The organism is Mucilaginibacter segetis (genome assembly GCF_016522075.1).
In the GTDB taxonomy this organism is placed as follows: domain Bacteria; phylum Bacteroidota; class Bacteroidia; order Sphingobacteriales; family Sphingobacteriaceae; genus Mucilaginibacter; species Mucilaginibacter segetis.
In genome coordinates this window covers 445,257-460,472 of record NZ_JAEHFW010000001.1, presented here as the reverse complement: position 1 = coordinate 460,472, position 15,216 = coordinate 445,257, and the positions used below count along the sequence as shown (strand labels likewise).

The following is a 15,216-nucleotide window of genomic DNA, read 5'->3' as shown; positions in this document are numbered from 1 at the left end:
TAGTAAGGCTATTTAATCTTAACGTAGGTTTCTACAATTTCACGGTTAATATTAAGGCTATCTATACGTTCTATTCCTTTTTGAATTAAAGTATCACCTTTAAAGGTCACCTTAAAAGTAAAAGAATGGTTCTCCCATTCGCGGTAATTACAGTACTGTAAATTTTCGGTATAATTATCACCAGTTAACCGGTAGGTTCCTGCACCTGTATCATATATCGGCTCGCTACCACCTCCTTTAACATCATGCCTGAAAAAAGAAAAATGTGTACCGTTTATGATCTTTATCATTTCCTGCCCTTTTACTGGATACGTGGATACGCTGTCGCCTTTGGTAATTGTTACAGCAGATGATAATTTCCATGTTCCATAGATTGGCGAAACGGGGATCTCAGTAAGGTTTCTTTCTCCGGGGCCTTTGCAACCGGTTGATACTATGATTGCAACCAGGATAAGTAAGGATTTTAATTTCATAATTGCGATTTTAATGTGTAAAGTATAAGTTATTTAACCTGTTCATTAAATAAACGGACCAGCGTATCTTCTCCATCAACGCAAAGCCCGGGGTGCACCTTAGATGTTTGTACTACGGTACTACGTGTGGCAGTAAGCCATCTGAAACGTGATGGCGCATCCAATTTCGCTATAGGTCCGCCTTTAGCATCTCCTTCACAAATCCTTTTAAAGGATAATAAATTACGCTCTAATTCTTCTATATCTAATTCTTTTGATAAAGCCCTTAATCGTTTCCCATCAATACTGTACTTCATTTTTAAATATTTATGCTTTGCACAGTAAAGTATAACCCCCACATTCATAAATTCTTCGCGTTCTACCTTCGGCACCACACGTATAACTGCATACTCAAATAAGTAACGATCTTGCATTTTGTGCCTCCTTTACAAAAATTTTTGAGTTTGCTATGCGTGAATTTAAAAAATCCGCATAAATATTTCGTTGTTTATCAGCCGAACCAAATGATGTTTCTGTAAGCCAATCATCAGGTATAAGCGATACTATATTTAAAATACTTTGTGGATTAAGTATTTTTCTAAAATGCTCATCAAACGTCTCTAATTCCGAAGCATGCGATAATAAAACATGATCTTTTATTTGTATAAAAGGACGTTTTGCCTGCTCCTCCCATTTATCCATGGAATGATGAAAATAAAGTGCCGCGCCATGGTCTATCAACCACAGTTCATTATGCCAGATTAGCATATTGGTATTCCTAACGGTACGGTCTACATTTGTAAGCAAAGCATCTAACCAAACTATTTGAGAAGAGAGTAAATCATCTACAAGTGTAACCGTCGGATCAAAAGTGATGGCTCCGGATAAATAATGTAAACCCAAGTTTAAACCAACGCTGAATTTGAGCAGGTCCTGAATTTCTTCATCTGGTTCGGTACGGCCAAATGCTTCATCCAGATTGACAAAAACCAATTCTGGAATTTTAAAACCCAATGTGCGGGCTATTTCTCCTCCTATTAATTCCGCAATCAGAGCTTTGGGCCCCTGCCCTGCTCCTCGAAATTTTAATACATATAAAAAATCATCGTCAGCTTCAGCAATTGCCGGTAACGATCCGCCTTCACGCAACGGTGTAACATATCTCGTTACGTTAACTGTTCTTAGTTTAGGCTTGATGGCTGTCATAATTTAGTGATGCTAATATAGCAGTAAATAACATGAGTTGTTTTTTTCGCCATTATTTATTATAAATAAACGCAAGCCTGAAATCTTAAATAATTTAAACATTTACCGGATAAATCAATTGTACTATTAGCCTTACCCCAGCTAATTCAATTAAAAATTGTTGTAAATTAAATTGTTATATTACCATTTTAATGGCCTACAGATTTAATAGCTATTATTAAAATGCTAATGAATAATACCATTTGTAAAAAATGAGCGGACACAAAAAATTATCCCAATTATCTGCAACAGCTATCTGCGGAAATGACATTACCTCCTCGTGTTTATATGTATCTGCTTTAACCATTGTATATGCGGGTCAATATGCATGGCTTGCTTTACTAATAGTAGCGGCTGTATTGTTTTTATTTCGCAAAATATATGGCGAAGTAGTTGGCGCGCTGCCTTTAAATGGCGGTGCATATAATGTATTATTAAATACAACAAGTAAAAGCAATGCTTCGATTGCTGCCTGCCTTACTATTCTTTCTTATATGGTAACGGCTGTAATCTCTGCAAGTGAAGCTATGCAGTATTTGCACAGCCTGGTAAGCTTTATCAATGTTTTTACGGCTACCATTATTTTATTAAGCATATTTTTAATGCTCGTTATTGCCGGAATATCCGAATCGGCGGTAGTAGCTACCGTAATATTTATAACTCACCTAACCGCAATGGTAGTATTAATTGCAAGTGGTTTTTGGTACGTATCACAAAACGGGTTATCGGTTGCTTCCCAGAATTTTCATACTCCCGTAAGTGGTGGTATCGTAAGAGCGTTATTTCTTGGCTTCAGTACTGCAATGCTGGGAATTTCAGGCTTTGAAAGTTCCGCAAATTTTGTAGAAGAGCAAGCGCCGGGCGTGTTTCCTAAAACACTCCGTAATATGTGGGTTGCAGTATCGGTGATAAACCCGCTAATGGCGCTAACAGCAGTTTTGGTTCTGCCTCTATCGGACGCAGTACAGCATAACGAAGCACTATTATCCCACCTCGGTTATAATACCGGCGGGCAATGGCTTGCCACCGTTATATCAATTGATGCAGTTTTAGTATTAAGCGGTGCGGTTTTGACCTCATATGTGGGTGTGGGGGGATTGATAAAACGTATGACCCTCGACCGCATACTTCCTCAAACGCTTCTAAAAGAGAATAAACGAGGTACTTCGCCACGCATTTTTATAATGTTCTTTTTACTATGCCTTTCTGTATTATTTATAACAAATGGTGAATTAGGCCCGCTTGCAGGTGTTTATACTATATCATTTTTAATGGTAATGGTTTACTTTGGTTTTGGCAACTTCTTGCTGAAAATAAAACGCGCTCGCCTGCCGCGTCCCGAGCGTGCTTCGCCTTTTATTGTAGGGTTAGCTATATTTTTTGTATTAATTGCCGTTTATCTCAATATTAAAACACATCCCGAATACCTGATCGTATTTTTGCAATATTTTATACCGTCGATACTTATCATTTTTATTCTGCTTGACAGAAAACAAATTCTACAGTACTTATTAAAGGCAACTACCAGCTTTTTCGATTCTATTAAACGACTCGCAGTAATCAGCCGCTTATTTTTAAGAAAGTATCTTCGTAAACTATCTGAGCAAAAGTTTGTTTATTTTACTAAAGGCGATGACATATCTGTACTTAATAAAGTAATGATATATGTGCAGGAGAATGAGATAACTAACAAACTAAGAATTGTAACCGTATTAAAAGAGGAACAGAAGATAGATCCATCGTTTATGCGTGATTTTGAAGTTCTTGACAGAGCATATCCCGAAATTGATATTGAATTTATACAAATAACCGGCACTTTTGGCCCAAAGCTTATCAGCAAATTAAGTAAAGAATGGGAAATTCCCACCAACTTCATGTTCATAAGTTCGCCCAGCAATAAGTTTTCACACCGCCTTGCCGACCTGCACGGTGTACGGTTAATTATTTGATAACCTGTAGCCTGTGCTAATAAATAAACTTCATTATACTAAATGCAGATCGATTTGAAAAATATGAACATTACTGATGCTTACAACCTGATTTCCCAAAAATTAACATCATGGCTGCATGAACTAATTAAACTGCTGCCAAATATTATTTTAGCGGCAGTGATATTGGCTGTTGGTTTTTTTATAGCCCGCTGGATAAGGAACTTAGCTGCCAAATTAATAAAGAGATTTTCACAAAACACCAGCCTGAACAATCTGTTCGTTTCCATAGTTTATTTAACCTTTATCGGTATAACCATATTTACCGCACTTACAGTACTAAAACTCGATAAAGCGGTTACTACTATTTTAGCCGGTGCCGGAATTATAGGCTTGGCACTTGCATTCGCTTTTCAGGATATAGCAGCTAATTTTATATCCGGTATATTTATTTCTTTCCGCCGCCCTTTGCATATTGGAGATATTGTTAAAATAAACGATTATATGGGCAAAGTAGAGGATATTAATCTGCGAGACACTGTTTTGCGAACCTTTCAGGGTCAAATGGTTATAATTCCAAATAAAGATGTTTTTCAAAACCCGATAGAAAATTATTCACTATTAGGTAAACGACGCATAGACATGAGCATAGGCGTATCATACGGCGACGATCTGGAAAAAGTGAGGAAAGTTACTTTGGCCGCGGTAAAAGGGCTACCGGGCATATGCGAAGACGAAGAGATCACATTGTTTTATCAGGAATTTGGCGATAGTTCCATTAACTTTTTATTACGTATATGGGTTAGCACCGCTGAACAGGCTGCTTTTTTAAACGTAGGCAGTGAAGCCATAATCAGCATTAAAAAAGCTTACGATGAAAATGACATTGTTATACCTTTCCCAATACGTACTTTGGATTTTGGAATAAAAGGTGGCGCAACCCTTAGCGAAATGACCGTAAACACCACAAATTCCTGATCATTTATTGCTTAGATAAGAGATCTAAATAATCCACCATTTTTTGGCTGTCATAATCAGCCGCGCCATTGTGTTGATAAATTATTTTACCCCCTTTGTCAATAATAAGCGTAGTTGGTATTGTGCCACCGAAAATATTTGGCGGCATGTTACTATCAGTTTGATATACCGGGAGTGGATAATTATGGTTTTTCATAAATTCTACTGACTTATTTAAATGATGATCAACATCAACCATCAAAAAAAGAATATTCTTATTGGATTTTAGCTTGTTGTGCAGGGTATTTATCGAAGGCATTTCGGCAATACACGGCGGACACCATGTAGCCCAAAAATTTACAAATATCACCTTGTTCTTTTCGTCGCCCAAGTGAATGACATTTCCGTTGACATCCTCAAATATCATATCGGGTATGTTTTGTGATAATACGTCAGGTGATGGACTTTCGAGATCAGGTTGAAATAACCCCACCTGCATTAAGCCTCTTATTAACAACGCCTTAGCAGATGGATTAAAGAATATCACCAGAAATATAACGACCAGAAGAAGATTGATCAGGTTTCCTTTTGAAAAAATCTTTTTATACATCTTAACTGATAATTAGCAACTACAAAGCTATAAGTTTAAAACGATCTATTGGAGCGAAGTTATACCGGCTGAATAGCTGACGTAAATAAGCAAGTTTCCGAATTGTATACTCATTAACCGTTTGAATGCCATTATTTTAAACAGATGCAGAAATTACTTCAATAAAAAAGCAGATAGTTCTTCACTATCTGCTCATATTAATTAATCTTAAAATTATCCTAAGGCCGGAGAGGTAGTCTCTTTTCTTGCTCTACCATGCCCTTTTCTGCTGGCCTTTAATTCTGCGTATTTTTTTTGCTGATCGGGGGTTAATACGGCATTTAATGCTGCATTAGTTTTTTTCATGATCATCCTTCTGGATTTATGATTCTGTTTGCGATTATCTGCAGACATGTTTTTCTTTAAACTATCCATGTGGATCGCCTGATTCAACATAATGGCTTTGACCTTAGCAGATTGCTCCGCGGTTAAAGCTAACTTTTTTTGCAGCATCATAGTCATGTGCTGTGCCTTTTGCTGAGGCGTTTTGTTGTTGTTTGTTTGCGCCTGTGCCAAAAAATTCATTCCGGCTACAAGGGTTATCATCAATAGTAACTTTTTCATATTTTTATTTTTTATACAGTATTGACTACACAAATCACAGAACGTTTAAGGGATCTTGTTCCGAATGGCTTAAGTAATATGTTTTTTACAATCGCAATACGACTTAAGGTAAAATAGGAATAAACTTACTGAACAGGTTCTATGTAGATGTGTTTATAATGGGAGTATTGTATTTGTATATTTGCGTGTATAGAGTTGATAACATTTGCCAAATCCCGGCTTTGGAGTTCCGGATCAAATTTGATATTTAAAAACAATATTACTTCTTCAGGTGAAAGATACATCGATCGTTCGCTAGCTACATCAATAACATTTTCATCAGTTTTTAGAATAGCTAATATACTCGCTATCTCTTCCATAGGAGCTGTTTCACCCATCAACAAACTGCGGCTCTCCCTTACTAAAAACAAAGCCACTATAGTAAGCAATATACCTATTAGTATAGAGGCCACACCATCAATATACGGGTTTTGCAACAATGCACTCAGGAAAATTCCGGTGAAGGCAATTAATATGCCAATTACATCGGCAGCATCCTCAAATAATACTACAAAGGTTGACGGATCTTTACTTTTGCGTACTGCTTCCCAAAATGGCGTATCACCTCGTTGCCTGTTAAATTCTTTTAAAGCAGTTAATAACGATAACCCGTCGAAAACAAACGCGATGCCTAACACAGCATAGTTCCATACGGGGCTTTTTATTTCTTCCGGGTGCATAATATGCAGGACACCCTCATATATAGACATTCCTCCTCCCAATGCAAAAAACAATAAGGATACTATAAAAGCCCAAAAATAAAGTTCCCTTCCATACCCAAAGGGATGTTTAACATCTGCTGGTTTCTTACTTTTTTTCATTCCAAGTAGTAATAAAACCTCGTTGCTGGTATCAACCAAAGAGTGTATCCCCTCTGATGCCATTGCTGAACTGCCGGTAATAAAAGCAGCTGTTAACTTAGTGCCAGCAATCACTATATTTGCTAAAAAGGCTGTATATAAAGGAGTTTTTGAAGCGGGCATGCAGAAAAGGATAACTACTTAAAATTAACGCTTTTGGTTTTAACAGAAAAGGCAATCATGAGATTGCCTTTTATCGTGGGTTATTAATATATTATAGAGCAGAACATTATCAGGAAACCCAGCTAACGGCTTCATCATATTCACTTAGACTAAAATCTTTAGAATCACCCGGAAAAGCAAATCCAAATATGCTGGTTAATTTTTGTATAGCGTCCTGATCAGAAACAATAGCGATTTTATCCCACTTACTGAAGTGTTTAAGCGCCATTTTAAAATCATCGAACCAAACTCCTGGTGTAAAAGCAGTCAAATCCGTTTTTATAACTATTAAATAGTTGATCTCTCCCTGGCGTTTAGCCAGTTCATCCATACGGGGCACTATTGTGGCTTCATACTGTTCTTTAGTAACTTCACCTGTTACCTCAAACCCAACTACATTATCGGGTAAATTATTAATTAACTGAATCATAACAAATTATATATTTTATCAACTATTCACGATAGCTGAACTATTTATATAACAGCGTATATTATGCATTGTTTAATTGCTGGACAAAAACAAATGTTGAATTTCACATTCAGTTAGAAAAAAAGCCCCGCATTTCTGCGGGGCCCATCGGTGCATTGGTTACCTTTACAGCGATGGCCATTTATCGCATTCGAATTAATGGAATAAGCCTGAAAACCGTAGTTAGTATTCATTTAAAACAATAGCGGCATTCTTAGCGACATCATTTTGATTTTCTTCTGTAATCGCAACTGAATTAAATTTAACCATTCCGTTAACGTCCACCCGGATACTTTCAACGCGGTGATCTGTTAAAAGCTTTAACTGTTCTTTCGTAATATCGGACGCTATATTTAAGATATCGCCCACGTTAGTCGAAACAGCGACTGAATAAACAGTATTTGCTTTAAATTCTAAAATATCCTTATTGTCCAGTTGCAGAATAAAGCTTGTTTTATCCATATCTACTGATTCCGGGTCTATATCTTTTATTTCAAATTCTATCCAGGAAAATAGTATTAGTAGCTTCCCCTCGTTGTTCAGGTAAATTAATTGCTGTTTTTGGATATATGGCTTAGCCCCTAATCTGGTGCCATGATTTTTTGTTGCTGTTTGTGCGTACGCGTTTATAGCGCATAACAACATGATGAAAGTTATTATGTTTTTCATCTATCTAAGATAGCATTTAACTAACGATTCGCACGTCGTTTAAAAGTGTCGCAGTGATAAATTCCAACGGCTGTATGTTCTGATTGTAAACTTTTCCTTTGGAATTAAATAATTAAAAGCTTTGTGTTGGTAAATAATGATAGATTGAAAAATAATTTATTCAAATATTTATTAAAACGAAACATCTTAACTAACTTACAATACGCTACTTGCTTTTTTCCTATTATCTAATGGTTGTAGTTTATGGCACTACAAGCAGTAACACTTGAAAAGTAGCAAAGCCACTAGAATAACAATTATTTTTTCTCCAATTCATTGGCGATGATGGATGGGAGATTTTATGTTTTTACAATTAATAATGATGACTTTAAGGATTAAACAACTTTTTATTTTAGTGAGTTGTATATATTTATCCGAGGCAGCTTTTGGGCAGAAACACTTTCAGGTTACTATTAAGTTAGATACCAGCCTTATATCAAAGAAGGTAAATTATCAGTATGATGACGGGAAAAGAATTGTTTTTTTAGGCGATTCCATAAGCTCATCGGGTAACATCATGATTAATGGCAAATATTTTTCCAAGTTTGCAACGTTAGATGTCATATATGTAAATAAAAAAGGAATGCTTTATTCAAATAGTTATTTAATAGATGATAAACCCGCGCAAATGGACCTTTATTACGAACCTAATATTGAACAACTAATACTGAATAAAAGGCTTGTAAATGCCAGTGCGGCCTATGATACTACCACGAATAAAGTATATCGCGAGTTGACTAACTATAATAGAAAGTTGAACCTCGAAAAGTGGAATTTTTTACAAAAGCATAAAGCAAATTTAAATTCAAACGATTCATTAAAAAACATATACAGTCAATTGGTAAGAGAGGTTAGTCAGCATACGCTTATTTTTTTAAAAAAACATGCTGATGATTATTATTCATTTTGGTATTTTAAACGTAATATAGCTTACCTCTTAAGAAATTCTAATCCGGACACTGCTTTACTAAAGGAACAACTAAAATATCTTCAGACCACCTTCCCGCCGGAAATTACTCAAAGTTTTGAAGGAAAGGAGTTAATTAAAGCCTATAAAAGAGCGATAGATCCGTTAAAGAAAAATTTTTACGCCCCCGCTTTTACATTAACGACCATTGACGGAAAGAAATTAAGATTAAGTGATCTGAAAGATAAATATGTTCTATTTGATTTTTGGGCAAGTTGGTGCCCTCCTTGTATGGAGGAAATTCCTTTTGTCAAATCTCTAAGAAAAAAGTATCCTAAGAATAAACTTGTGATCATTGGTATAAACAGAGATAAGAGTTTAGAAAAGATGAAACAAACGATTAAAGAAAAGGGCATGAACTGGTATCATTTCTTCGACAAAGAAACAGACATGAGCAGGCTTTTTGGAGTTTTGGATTTTCCTACTTATTTTTTAGTGGATCAAAAAGGCAAAATTATTTATAAATCTGACGATATTCGTGATGATACCGAAGAACTTACTGAAATTCTAGGTAAGCTAATTTAATTACTTGAAGCTATTTTGTTAAACTGTTTCCAACTGAACAGTCTCTTTTGTTTGCCAAATATTAATGTATATTTTGTACGGTTAAAATCACGATAACTCCGGCTATCTAAGCTCTAATTAAATCTTTTTAAGTTACAAGGTAAACCCTTATCCTAAAATTTCCTTTATCGGCTTGGGTTAGCTTACTGGTCATAATAATATAGTCTAATATATTTAAAATAAGGTAGCTTGTCAAAACAAACTACCTTGAGTACCATTGATAGTCTGGGCTGTCCTTAATGGTTCAAACCGTTTATCAAACTTAGGAACCGCTTCCTTTGCAGGTTTCAGCCAGATATGGCTTTGATCGGCTTCTATGAACTCAATGTAATAAGGCATGTGGAATCCATCAACCAATACTGTATCAACTTTGAAGCTTCTATAAAACTCGTTGCTTAGGTTGTTCATGTGAGCTATCTCACCCTTTAAAGAGTTAAGCAACATGTTGATTATTCTATTGTAGGTAATCCTTATTACGATAGGATAAATATAGTCTTTCTTTGTTCGTTTGTCGTTAAGAACGAATTTTAAATAAACCATAACGTGTGTTGGTTACGGTTGACCGCTGTACTAACAGTGTACTAACAAATGTCTTAATCCTATAAGTTCAAAGCATTCTTTGAAACTGGCTTAAAAACAAAAAGCCTTTCAACGTATGCTGAAAGGCTTTTTCGCTCCTGAGGCTGGGCTCGAACCAGCGACCCTCTGATTAACAGTCAGATGCTCTAACCGGCTGAGCTACTCAGGAATCATTTTCCGGTTTGGAGTGTGCAAAAGTATGATTTCTGATGTAATTTCACAATATTTGTACAAAAAAAAATTAAAAATATTTTACATGAGTTTGGTTGTTATTGGTACTGTGGCGTTTGACGCAATTGAAACACCTTTTGGTAAAACAGATAAAATTGTTGGAGGGGCCGCAACTTACGCGAGTTTGGCTGCTTCTTACTTTTATAACAAGGTAAAAATAGTGGCGGTTGTTGGTGATGATTTCCCTCAGGAGGAAATTGCTGACCTTAATAAACACCATATTAATACCGAAGGCTTACAAATAAAAAAAGGCGAAAAATCCTTTTTCTGGAGTGGCAAGTATCATAACGACATGAACAGCCGCGATACTTTGGTGACAGAATTAAATGTATTAGGAGATTTTGATCCTATTATCCCTGAAAGCTATCAGGATTGCGAATACCTGATGTTGGGCAATCTTACGCCTCAGGTTCAGCAAACCGTAATAAACCGGCTTAAAAAGCGCCCCAAGCTTATTGTAATGGACACCATGAACTTTTGGATGGATATTGCGATGGACGATTTGCTGGAAACGATAAAAATGGTTGATGTATTAACTATCAATGATGCTGAAGCACGCCAGCTATCGGGCGAGTATTCGCTTGTAAAAGCTGCTAATAAAATACTCACTATGGGGCCTAAATACCTGATCATAAAAAAAGGTGAACACGGAGCATTATTATTTCATGAAGATCATATTTTTTCGGCACCGGCCCTGCCGCTTGCGGAAGTTTTTGATCCTACGGGGGCTGGCGATACTTTTGCCGGCGGCTTTATAGGCTATATGGCAAAAGTTGGCACTGTAAATTTTAATAACATGAAAAATGCTATAATTTTCGGGTCTGCACTTGCTTCTTTTTGTGTGGAAAAATTCGGTACAGAAAAGATCAGAAATTTATCAGAAGAAGAAGTATCAGCTAGAATTCAGCAATTTGTGCGTCTTTCAGCGTTTGAAATATAAATAATCAGGTAAGCGGTCATCTGTTTTAAAATAGGTGACCGCTTTTTCTAATACTCCAGCCAGCGTTTTATTTCTAAAGCTACCTCATCACCTGCTTTATATTTGTCATTTTCGTAGTTTATAATTCTTAATATTACATCCCTGTTCTCAAGTATGATGTCTTCATAAAAGCCTTTGAATAATATTTGGCTGATAACCCAATTGTTAGTTTTTAAGGCAGGGTTTATTCGTATCCATTCCGGATAAATAACTACGGTTTCTTTATGGGTAGTAATTCCGCAAAGCAGCGCTTCTTCAGCACTTAATATATTGCAATTTGCTAACAAGCTTGCGGTATATAATTGCTTAGGGGTTTGATACACTAATTTGGGATGACCTGCTTCTGTAATTTCCCCGTCCTGCAAAACAAGTAACTCATCGGCCATAGATAATACTTCCGCAGGGTCATGCGACACCATAATTACTGTAAGTCCCGTTTGCTTAACTATCTCGCGGATATCATGTTGTAGGCCCTCTCTAAAAGATGCATCTACCTGGTTAAAGGGTTCGTCAAGCAACAAAATCTTAGGTTGAGTTATAATAGCACGGGCAATAGCTACACGCTGCTTTTCTCCACCGCTTAAATCTGCCACCCGTTTTTTTGCAAGATGTTGCATATTAAGCTGAGTTAAAATAAGATCGGTTTTCTCCTCTTTAATTTTCACATTGGTATTAGGCAGCATAACAGCTACATTATCCCAAACACGGGCATATAAATTAAGGTCATCTGTATGCTGGGTAACCATTTTCATTTCATCATGGCCGGGGATCAGCTTTTCTTCAGGGCCCCAAATGCGCTCCCCGTTAAATTGAACAGTACCTTCGTCTGGTGATAGCAGCCCATACAGCAAACGTAATAAAGTACTTTTACCACTTCCGCTCTGCCCGATAATGGCCGTGATTATGCCGGATTTAATGTTAAGATCAATATTTTTAACTCCGGATGATATATCACCCGTATATAACTTGCTTATCGAAATCGCTTGCAAAAAAGGAACATTTTCCATTGGGGTTAAATATACATAAAACAGCAAAGGCTGCCTCTTTTGGAGACAGCCTATTATTTTAATATTATATGTTTGTTTTACTGTGCTTTGGTAAATGAATATACAACATACCCTGTATTATTGCCTATTGATACGGGCGACTTTAAAACCATAGTATTGTCATTTATACTGCTTATGTTTAAACGGTAACCCTCTTCTACATTCTTTGCTTTATCACCTTCGTATAATTTCTTAAACTGAAACTGTGTGCCCATGCCCCCATCGTTATATACCGACCAAAATATTGTTTGCGAAGTGCCGTTAGTTAGCGTGTAAATACCGTTACCACTATTAGTTAATTTCCAGGTGCTGCCTATAAAATCATTAGGAGCTGCCTGATCGAATACATTTTGTACAGCATTTGATACCAGCCCGTCATAGGTAACATTAGTAATTGTCCAGGTGCCCACGAAACTACCGCGTGACACTTTTGCAGCCGAAGATGACGACATCGTATTTTTTGTTGAAGAGCATGCAGAAAAAACAAATGTAAGGGCTAAAATTGCAAGTGATGTTTGAAATATTTTTTTCATGGTTGATTTATATTAATATACTATTTGCTGTATTAACATAAATCCTGCCAAAAGGTTATATATTATTTACTGAGCTCAACAATCTCGTTATAATAGTTTTCATACTCCGGTAATATATTAGCCAGTTCAAACTTTTTAGCATGTGCCAAAGCATTTTCTTTAAATTGTTCAAGCCGCTGCTCATCTTCAAGGATATATACAGATCGTTCGGCCATGCCTTCAATATCGCCTATATCTTTTAAAAAACCGGTAACGCCTTCTATATTAAGTTCCGGCAATCCTCCCGCATTAGTACTAATTACCGGCACCTTACACGCCATAGCCTCTAAAGCAGCCAAACCAAAACTTTCGGACTGTGAAGGCATTAAAAACAAGTCGGAGACTGAAAGTATCTCCTCAATGGCATCCTGTTTTCCTAAAAAACGTACATGTTCATCAATACCCAAATCCCTGCTTAGCTGCTCGCAAACTATACGCTCACCTCCATCACCTACCATTAGTAATTTAGCCGGTATCTTTTCTACTACTTTGGCAAAAATTTTAATGACATCTTCTGTTCTTTTTACTTTTCTGAAGTTAGAAGTATGCACCAATACCCTCTCTCCATTTGGAGCTATCGCTTTTTTGAAATGATCTTTTGGTTTTAAATTAAACCGTTGCAGGTCAATAAAATTTGGTATTACGCGGATGTCTTTTTTAATATCAAAAAAGTTGTAGGTGTCCTGTTTCAGATGTTCAGAAACGGCAGTAACCCCATCAGACTGATTTATAGAAAATGTAACTACGGGTTTATAAGTTCTATCTTTACCTACCAGGGTAATATCGGTACCATGCAAAGTAGTAACCACGGGTATAAATATTCCGTACGTAGCCAATATCTGTTTGGCCATAAAAGCAGCTGACGCGTGTGGGATAGCATAATGAACATGTAATACGTCCAGTTTTTCAAACCGTACCACATCAACTAAACGGCTGGCCAAAGCCAACTCATAAGGCGGATAGTCAAATAAAGGATATTTGGATACGGATACTTCATGGTAAAAAAGATTTTCCGAAAAAAAATCTAACCTTGCGGGTTGATTATAGGTTACAAAATGTACCTGGTGTCCTCTATCTGCAAGGGCCTTGCCCAGTTCCGTAGCAACAACCCCGCTACCACCAAAGGTAGGGTAACAAACTATTCCGATTTTCATTTATTGAATAAAATTAGCCGAAGCTTAATGTATGTATTCGGTTTGCAAGTTTAACAGCTATTTATCGTAAAAGTGTTAAACCTGTGTAAAATGATTTATAAAGGAATAGTAACATGCTAACTTTCTGTTAAGAAGCGCTCGTGATCCACCAGGTATTTCCAGCCGGATCAGATACACCTCCACTACGACCGTAGCTTTGGTCAGCTGGTTCAAAAATGCTTTTTGCTCCGCTGTTGATGGCTTTTTTATAGGTACTGTCACAATCATCTACGTATATGAACATTCCTGAATTTTGAGGCTTATAGGTATCTGTACTATCCGCTAACATAATTATACTGCCATTTATATCAAGTTCTGCATGCATAATTAATTTTTCGTCGCGCATGTGTTTAATCTTCAACTCTGCTCCAAAAACCTCTTTCATGAAATCTATAAATGACCCGGCATCTTTTAAAATCAGATAAGGCATTACAGCCTGATAACCTTCCGGAATGACTTTTAATTTTTCCATAAGTATATTAGTTTATTACTATCCAGCAACAGTAAATATCAGTTAGCTAAATTGGGACATTAGGTTTAAGATGGGATTACCTAACACGTTATTAATGGTACTTGTACCTGTTTTACTATTTGACTCGTCTTGCAGATCCTCTTTGTAAATAAAATACTTAACTCCTAATATTTTTAAGAAACTATCGGTTTTCTCATTAGAAGCATTTTTGTAACAGCATATTTTAATGTTCTTATAAAAAGAGTTAGTTTGTAGCCTGCGCAAAACAGTCTCCATATAAGTACCCATATGCGCATAATCAAATAAAATCACATCGGGCTTTACCTCATGTATCGACGGGAATATCTTGTTTATAGCCTGTGTATGTTTCACGTTGGAATAACCTGCCAATAATTTATCCGGAAAAGCTTTTGGAGCTACCAAAAGCACTTTTTTAGAACGGTTAAGGATCATGCTCAAACGAATTAGGGAAACGTAAAGTTAAAATGTAACTTTTACATTATCAAGCCTGTTTGTAGCAATTTTCCGATTTATCAACTTGTTAATGAATTAGTTTATATCAAAAATGATAAAATAAAAA

General features: G+C 36.4%; 18 protein-coding genes and 1 tRNA gene. 4 read left to right on the top strand and 15 right to left on the bottom strand.

The window, feature by feature from the left end; translation table 11 throughout:
- Positions 1–8: 8 nt before the first annotated feature.
- From I5M19_RS02195 to I5M19_RS02185, 3 genes are read right to left on the bottom strand one after another with little or no spacing between them, the layout of a single operon-like run.
- Complete coding sequence (locus I5M19_RS02195; RefSeq protein ID WP_200063587.1) at positions 9–473, bottom strand: hypothetical protein; 465 nt, start codon at positions 471–473, stop codon at positions 9–11.
- A gap of 29 nt (positions 474–502) precedes the next feature.
- On the bottom strand, positions 503–886 hold the full coding sequence (locus tag I5M19_RS02190) for a DUF3037 domain-containing protein (RefSeq protein WP_200063585.1): 384 nt from the start codon (positions 884–886) through the stop codon (positions 503–505).
- Positions 864–1,658 (bottom strand): HipA family kinase, encoded by a 795-nt coding sequence (locus I5M19_RS02185; RefSeq protein WP_200063583.1) that lies wholly within the window; start codon positions 1,656–1,658, stop codon positions 864–866. Before I5M19_RS02185 ends, I5M19_RS02190 begins: the two co-directional genes overlap by 23 nt.
- A gap of 251 nt (positions 1,659–1,909) precedes the next feature.
- Between I5M19_RS02185 and I5M19_RS02180 the strand changes: the two genes are divergently transcribed.
- The gene (locus I5M19_RS02180; RefSeq protein WP_200063582.1) at positions 1,910–3,646 is read left to right on the top strand and encodes an APC family permease; all 1,737 of its coding nucleotides are present in this window, start codon (positions 1,910–1,912) and stop codon (positions 3,644–3,646) included.
- Between the two features lie 42 nt (positions 3,647–3,688).
- A complete protein-coding gene (locus I5M19_RS02175; protein ID WP_235985745.1) occupies positions 3,689–4,603 on the top strand; it encodes a mechanosensitive ion channel family protein in 915 nt (304 codons plus the stop codon).
- Between the two features lie 4 nt (positions 4,604–4,607).
- Here the strand turns inward: I5M19_RS02175 and I5M19_RS02170 are convergent, their stop codons facing one another.
- The 5 genes from I5M19_RS02170 to I5M19_RS02150 form a co-directional block, all read right to left on the bottom strand.
- A complete protein-coding gene (locus I5M19_RS02170) occupies positions 4,608–5,192 on the bottom strand; it encodes a TlpA family protein disulfide reductase (protein ID WP_200063580.1) in 585 nt (194 codons plus the stop codon).
- Positions 5,193–5,405: 213 nt separating this feature from the next.
- Positions 5,406–5,795 (bottom strand): hypothetical protein, encoded by a 390-nt coding sequence (locus I5M19_RS02165; protein WP_200063578.1) that lies wholly within the window; start codon positions 5,793–5,795, stop codon positions 5,406–5,408.
- Between the two features lie 125 nt (positions 5,796–5,920).
- Positions 5,921–6,817, bottom strand: a complete 897-nt coding sequence (locus I5M19_RS02160; protein WP_200063576.1) for a cation diffusion facilitator family transporter — start codon at positions 6,815–6,817, stop codon at positions 5,921–5,923.
- A 109-nt stretch (positions 6,818–6,926) separates the two neighbouring features.
- A complete protein-coding gene (locus tag I5M19_RS02155) occupies positions 6,927–7,286 on the bottom strand; it encodes a SpoIIAA family protein (protein ID WP_200063574.1) in 360 nt (119 codons plus the stop codon).
- Positions 7,287–7,508: 222 nt separating this feature from the next.
- A complete protein-coding gene (locus I5M19_RS02150) occupies positions 7,509–7,994 on the bottom strand; it encodes a hypothetical protein (protein ID WP_200063572.1) in 486 nt (161 codons plus the stop codon).
- Positions 7,995–8,322: 328 nt separating this feature from the next.
- Between I5M19_RS02150 and I5M19_RS02145 the strand changes: the two genes are divergently transcribed.
- A complete protein-coding gene (locus I5M19_RS02145) occupies positions 8,323–9,525 on the top strand; it encodes a TlpA family protein disulfide reductase (RefSeq protein ID WP_200063569.1) in 1,203 nt (400 codons plus the stop codon).
- 231 nt (positions 9,526–9,756) lie between these two features.
- Here I5M19_RS02145 and I5M19_RS18550 read toward each other — a convergent pair whose 3' ends face one another.
- Both I5M19_RS18550 and I5M19_RS02135 read right to left on the bottom strand, forming a co-directional pair.
- On the bottom strand, positions 9,757–9,972 hold the full coding sequence (locus I5M19_RS18550; RefSeq protein WP_214653011.1) for a hypothetical protein: 216 nt from the start codon (positions 9,970–9,972) through the stop codon (positions 9,757–9,759).
- A 266-nt stretch (positions 9,973–10,238) separates the two neighbouring features.
- Positions 10,239–10,312 (bottom strand) — tRNA-Asn (locus tag I5M19_RS02135).
- 87 nt (positions 10,313–10,399) lie between these two features.
- On the opposite strand from I5M19_RS02135, the gene I5M19_RS02130 reads away from it, so the two are divergent.
- Positions 10,400–11,314, top strand: coding sequence for a PfkB family carbohydrate kinase (locus I5M19_RS02130; protein WP_200063565.1), 915 nt, complete (start codon positions 10,400–10,402; stop codon positions 11,312–11,314).
- Positions 11,315–11,361: 47 nt separating this feature from the next.
- On the opposite strand, the gene I5M19_RS02125 is transcribed toward I5M19_RS02130, so the two are convergent.
- From I5M19_RS02125 to I5M19_RS02105, 5 genes are all read right to left on the bottom strand, one after another.
- Positions 11,362–12,360, bottom strand: a complete 999-nt coding sequence (locus I5M19_RS02125) for an ABC transporter ATP-binding protein (protein ID WP_200063562.1) — start codon at positions 12,358–12,360, stop codon at positions 11,362–11,364.
- Between the two features lie 77 nt (positions 12,361–12,437).
- The gene (locus I5M19_RS02120; protein WP_200063560.1) at positions 12,438–12,932 is read right to left on the bottom strand and encodes a lipocalin family protein; all 495 of its coding nucleotides are present in this window, start codon (positions 12,930–12,932) and stop codon (positions 12,438–12,440) included.
- A 62-nt stretch (positions 12,933–12,994) separates the two neighbouring features.
- Entirely contained in the window at positions 12,995–14,125 is a 1,131-nt protein-coding gene (bshA, locus tag I5M19_RS02115; protein WP_200063558.1) for an N-acetyl-alpha-D-glucosaminyl L-malate synthase BshA, read from the bottom strand.
- A gap of 127 nt (positions 14,126–14,252) precedes the next feature.
- Positions 14,253–14,636: a VOC family protein gene (locus I5M19_RS02110; RefSeq protein WP_200063556.1), complete on the bottom strand. Its 384-nt coding sequence runs from the start codon at positions 14,634–14,636 to the stop codon at positions 14,253–14,255.
- Positions 14,637–14,678: 42 nt separating this feature from the next.
- Positions 14,679–15,089, bottom strand: a complete 411-nt coding sequence (locus I5M19_RS02105; protein WP_200063555.1) for a hypothetical protein — start codon at positions 15,087–15,089, stop codon at positions 14,679–14,681.
- Positions 15,090–15,216: the final 127 nt, after the last annotated feature.

Bases quoted from the DNA above. Each gene is read 5' to 3' on its own strand.
- I5M19_RS02175 (WP_235985745.1), top strand. From the start codon at position 3,689: ATGCAGATCGATTTGAAAAATATGAACATTACTGATGCTTACAACCTG.
- I5M19_RS02160 (WP_200063576.1), bottom strand. From the start codon at position 6,817: ATGCCCGCTTCAAAAACTCCTTTATATACAGCCTTTTTAGCAAATATA.
- I5M19_RS02180 (WP_200063582.1), top strand. From the start codon at position 1,910: ATGAGCGGACACAAAAAATTATCCCAATTATCTGCAACAGCTATCTGC.
- I5M19_RS02185 (WP_200063583.1), bottom strand. From the start codon at position 1,658: ATGACAGCCATCAAGCCTAAACTAAGAACAGTTAACGTAACGAGATAT.
- I5M19_RS02170 (WP_200063580.1), bottom strand. From the start codon at position 5,192: ATGTATAAAAAGATTTTTTCAAAAGGAAACCTGATCAATCTTCTTCTG.
- I5M19_RS02120 (WP_200063560.1), bottom strand. From the start codon at position 12,932: ATGAAAAAAATATTTCAAACATCACTTGCAATTTTAGCCCTTACATTT.
- I5M19_RS18550 (WP_214653011.1), bottom strand. From the start codon at position 9,972: ATGAACAACCTAAGCAACGAGTTTTATAGAAGCTTCAAAGTTGATACA.
- I5M19_RS02155 (WP_200063574.1), bottom strand. From the start codon at position 7,286: ATGATTCAGTTAATTAATAATTTACCCGATAATGTAGTTGGGTTTGAG.
- I5M19_RS02110 (WP_200063556.1), bottom strand. From the start codon at position 14,636: ATGGAAAAATTAAAAGTCATTCCGGAAGGTTATCAGGCTGTAATGCCT.
- I5M19_RS02145 (WP_200063569.1), top strand. From the start codon at position 8,323: ATGGGAGATTTTATGTTTTTACAATTAATAATGATGACTTTAAGGATT.
- bshA (WP_200063558.1), bottom strand. From the start codon at position 14,125: ATGAAAATCGGAATAGTTTGTTACCCTACCTTTGGTGGTAGCGGGGTT.
- I5M19_RS02125 (WP_200063562.1), bottom strand. From the start codon at position 12,360: ATGGAAAATGTTCCTTTTTTGCAAGCGATTTCGATAAGCAAGTTATAT.
- I5M19_RS02150 (WP_200063572.1), bottom strand. From the start codon at position 7,994: ATGAAAAACATAATAACTTTCATCATGTTGTTATGCGCTATAAACGCG.
- I5M19_RS02165 (WP_200063578.1), bottom strand. From the start codon at position 5,795: ATGAAAAAGTTACTATTGATGATAACCCTTGTAGCCGGAATGAATTTT.
- I5M19_RS02130 (WP_200063565.1), top strand. From the start codon at position 10,400: ATGAGTTTGGTTGTTATTGGTACTGTGGCGTTTGACGCAATTGAAACA.
- I5M19_RS02105 (WP_200063555.1), bottom strand. From the start codon at position 15,089: ATGATCCTTAACCGTTCTAAAAAAGTGCTTTTGGTAGCTCCAAAAGCT.
- I5M19_RS02195 (WP_200063587.1), bottom strand. From the start codon at position 473: ATGAAATTAAAATCCTTACTTATCCTGGTTGCAATCATAGTATCAACC.
- I5M19_RS02190 (WP_200063585.1), bottom strand. From the start codon at position 886: ATGCAAGATCGTTACTTATTTGAGTATGCAGTTATACGTGTGGTGCCG.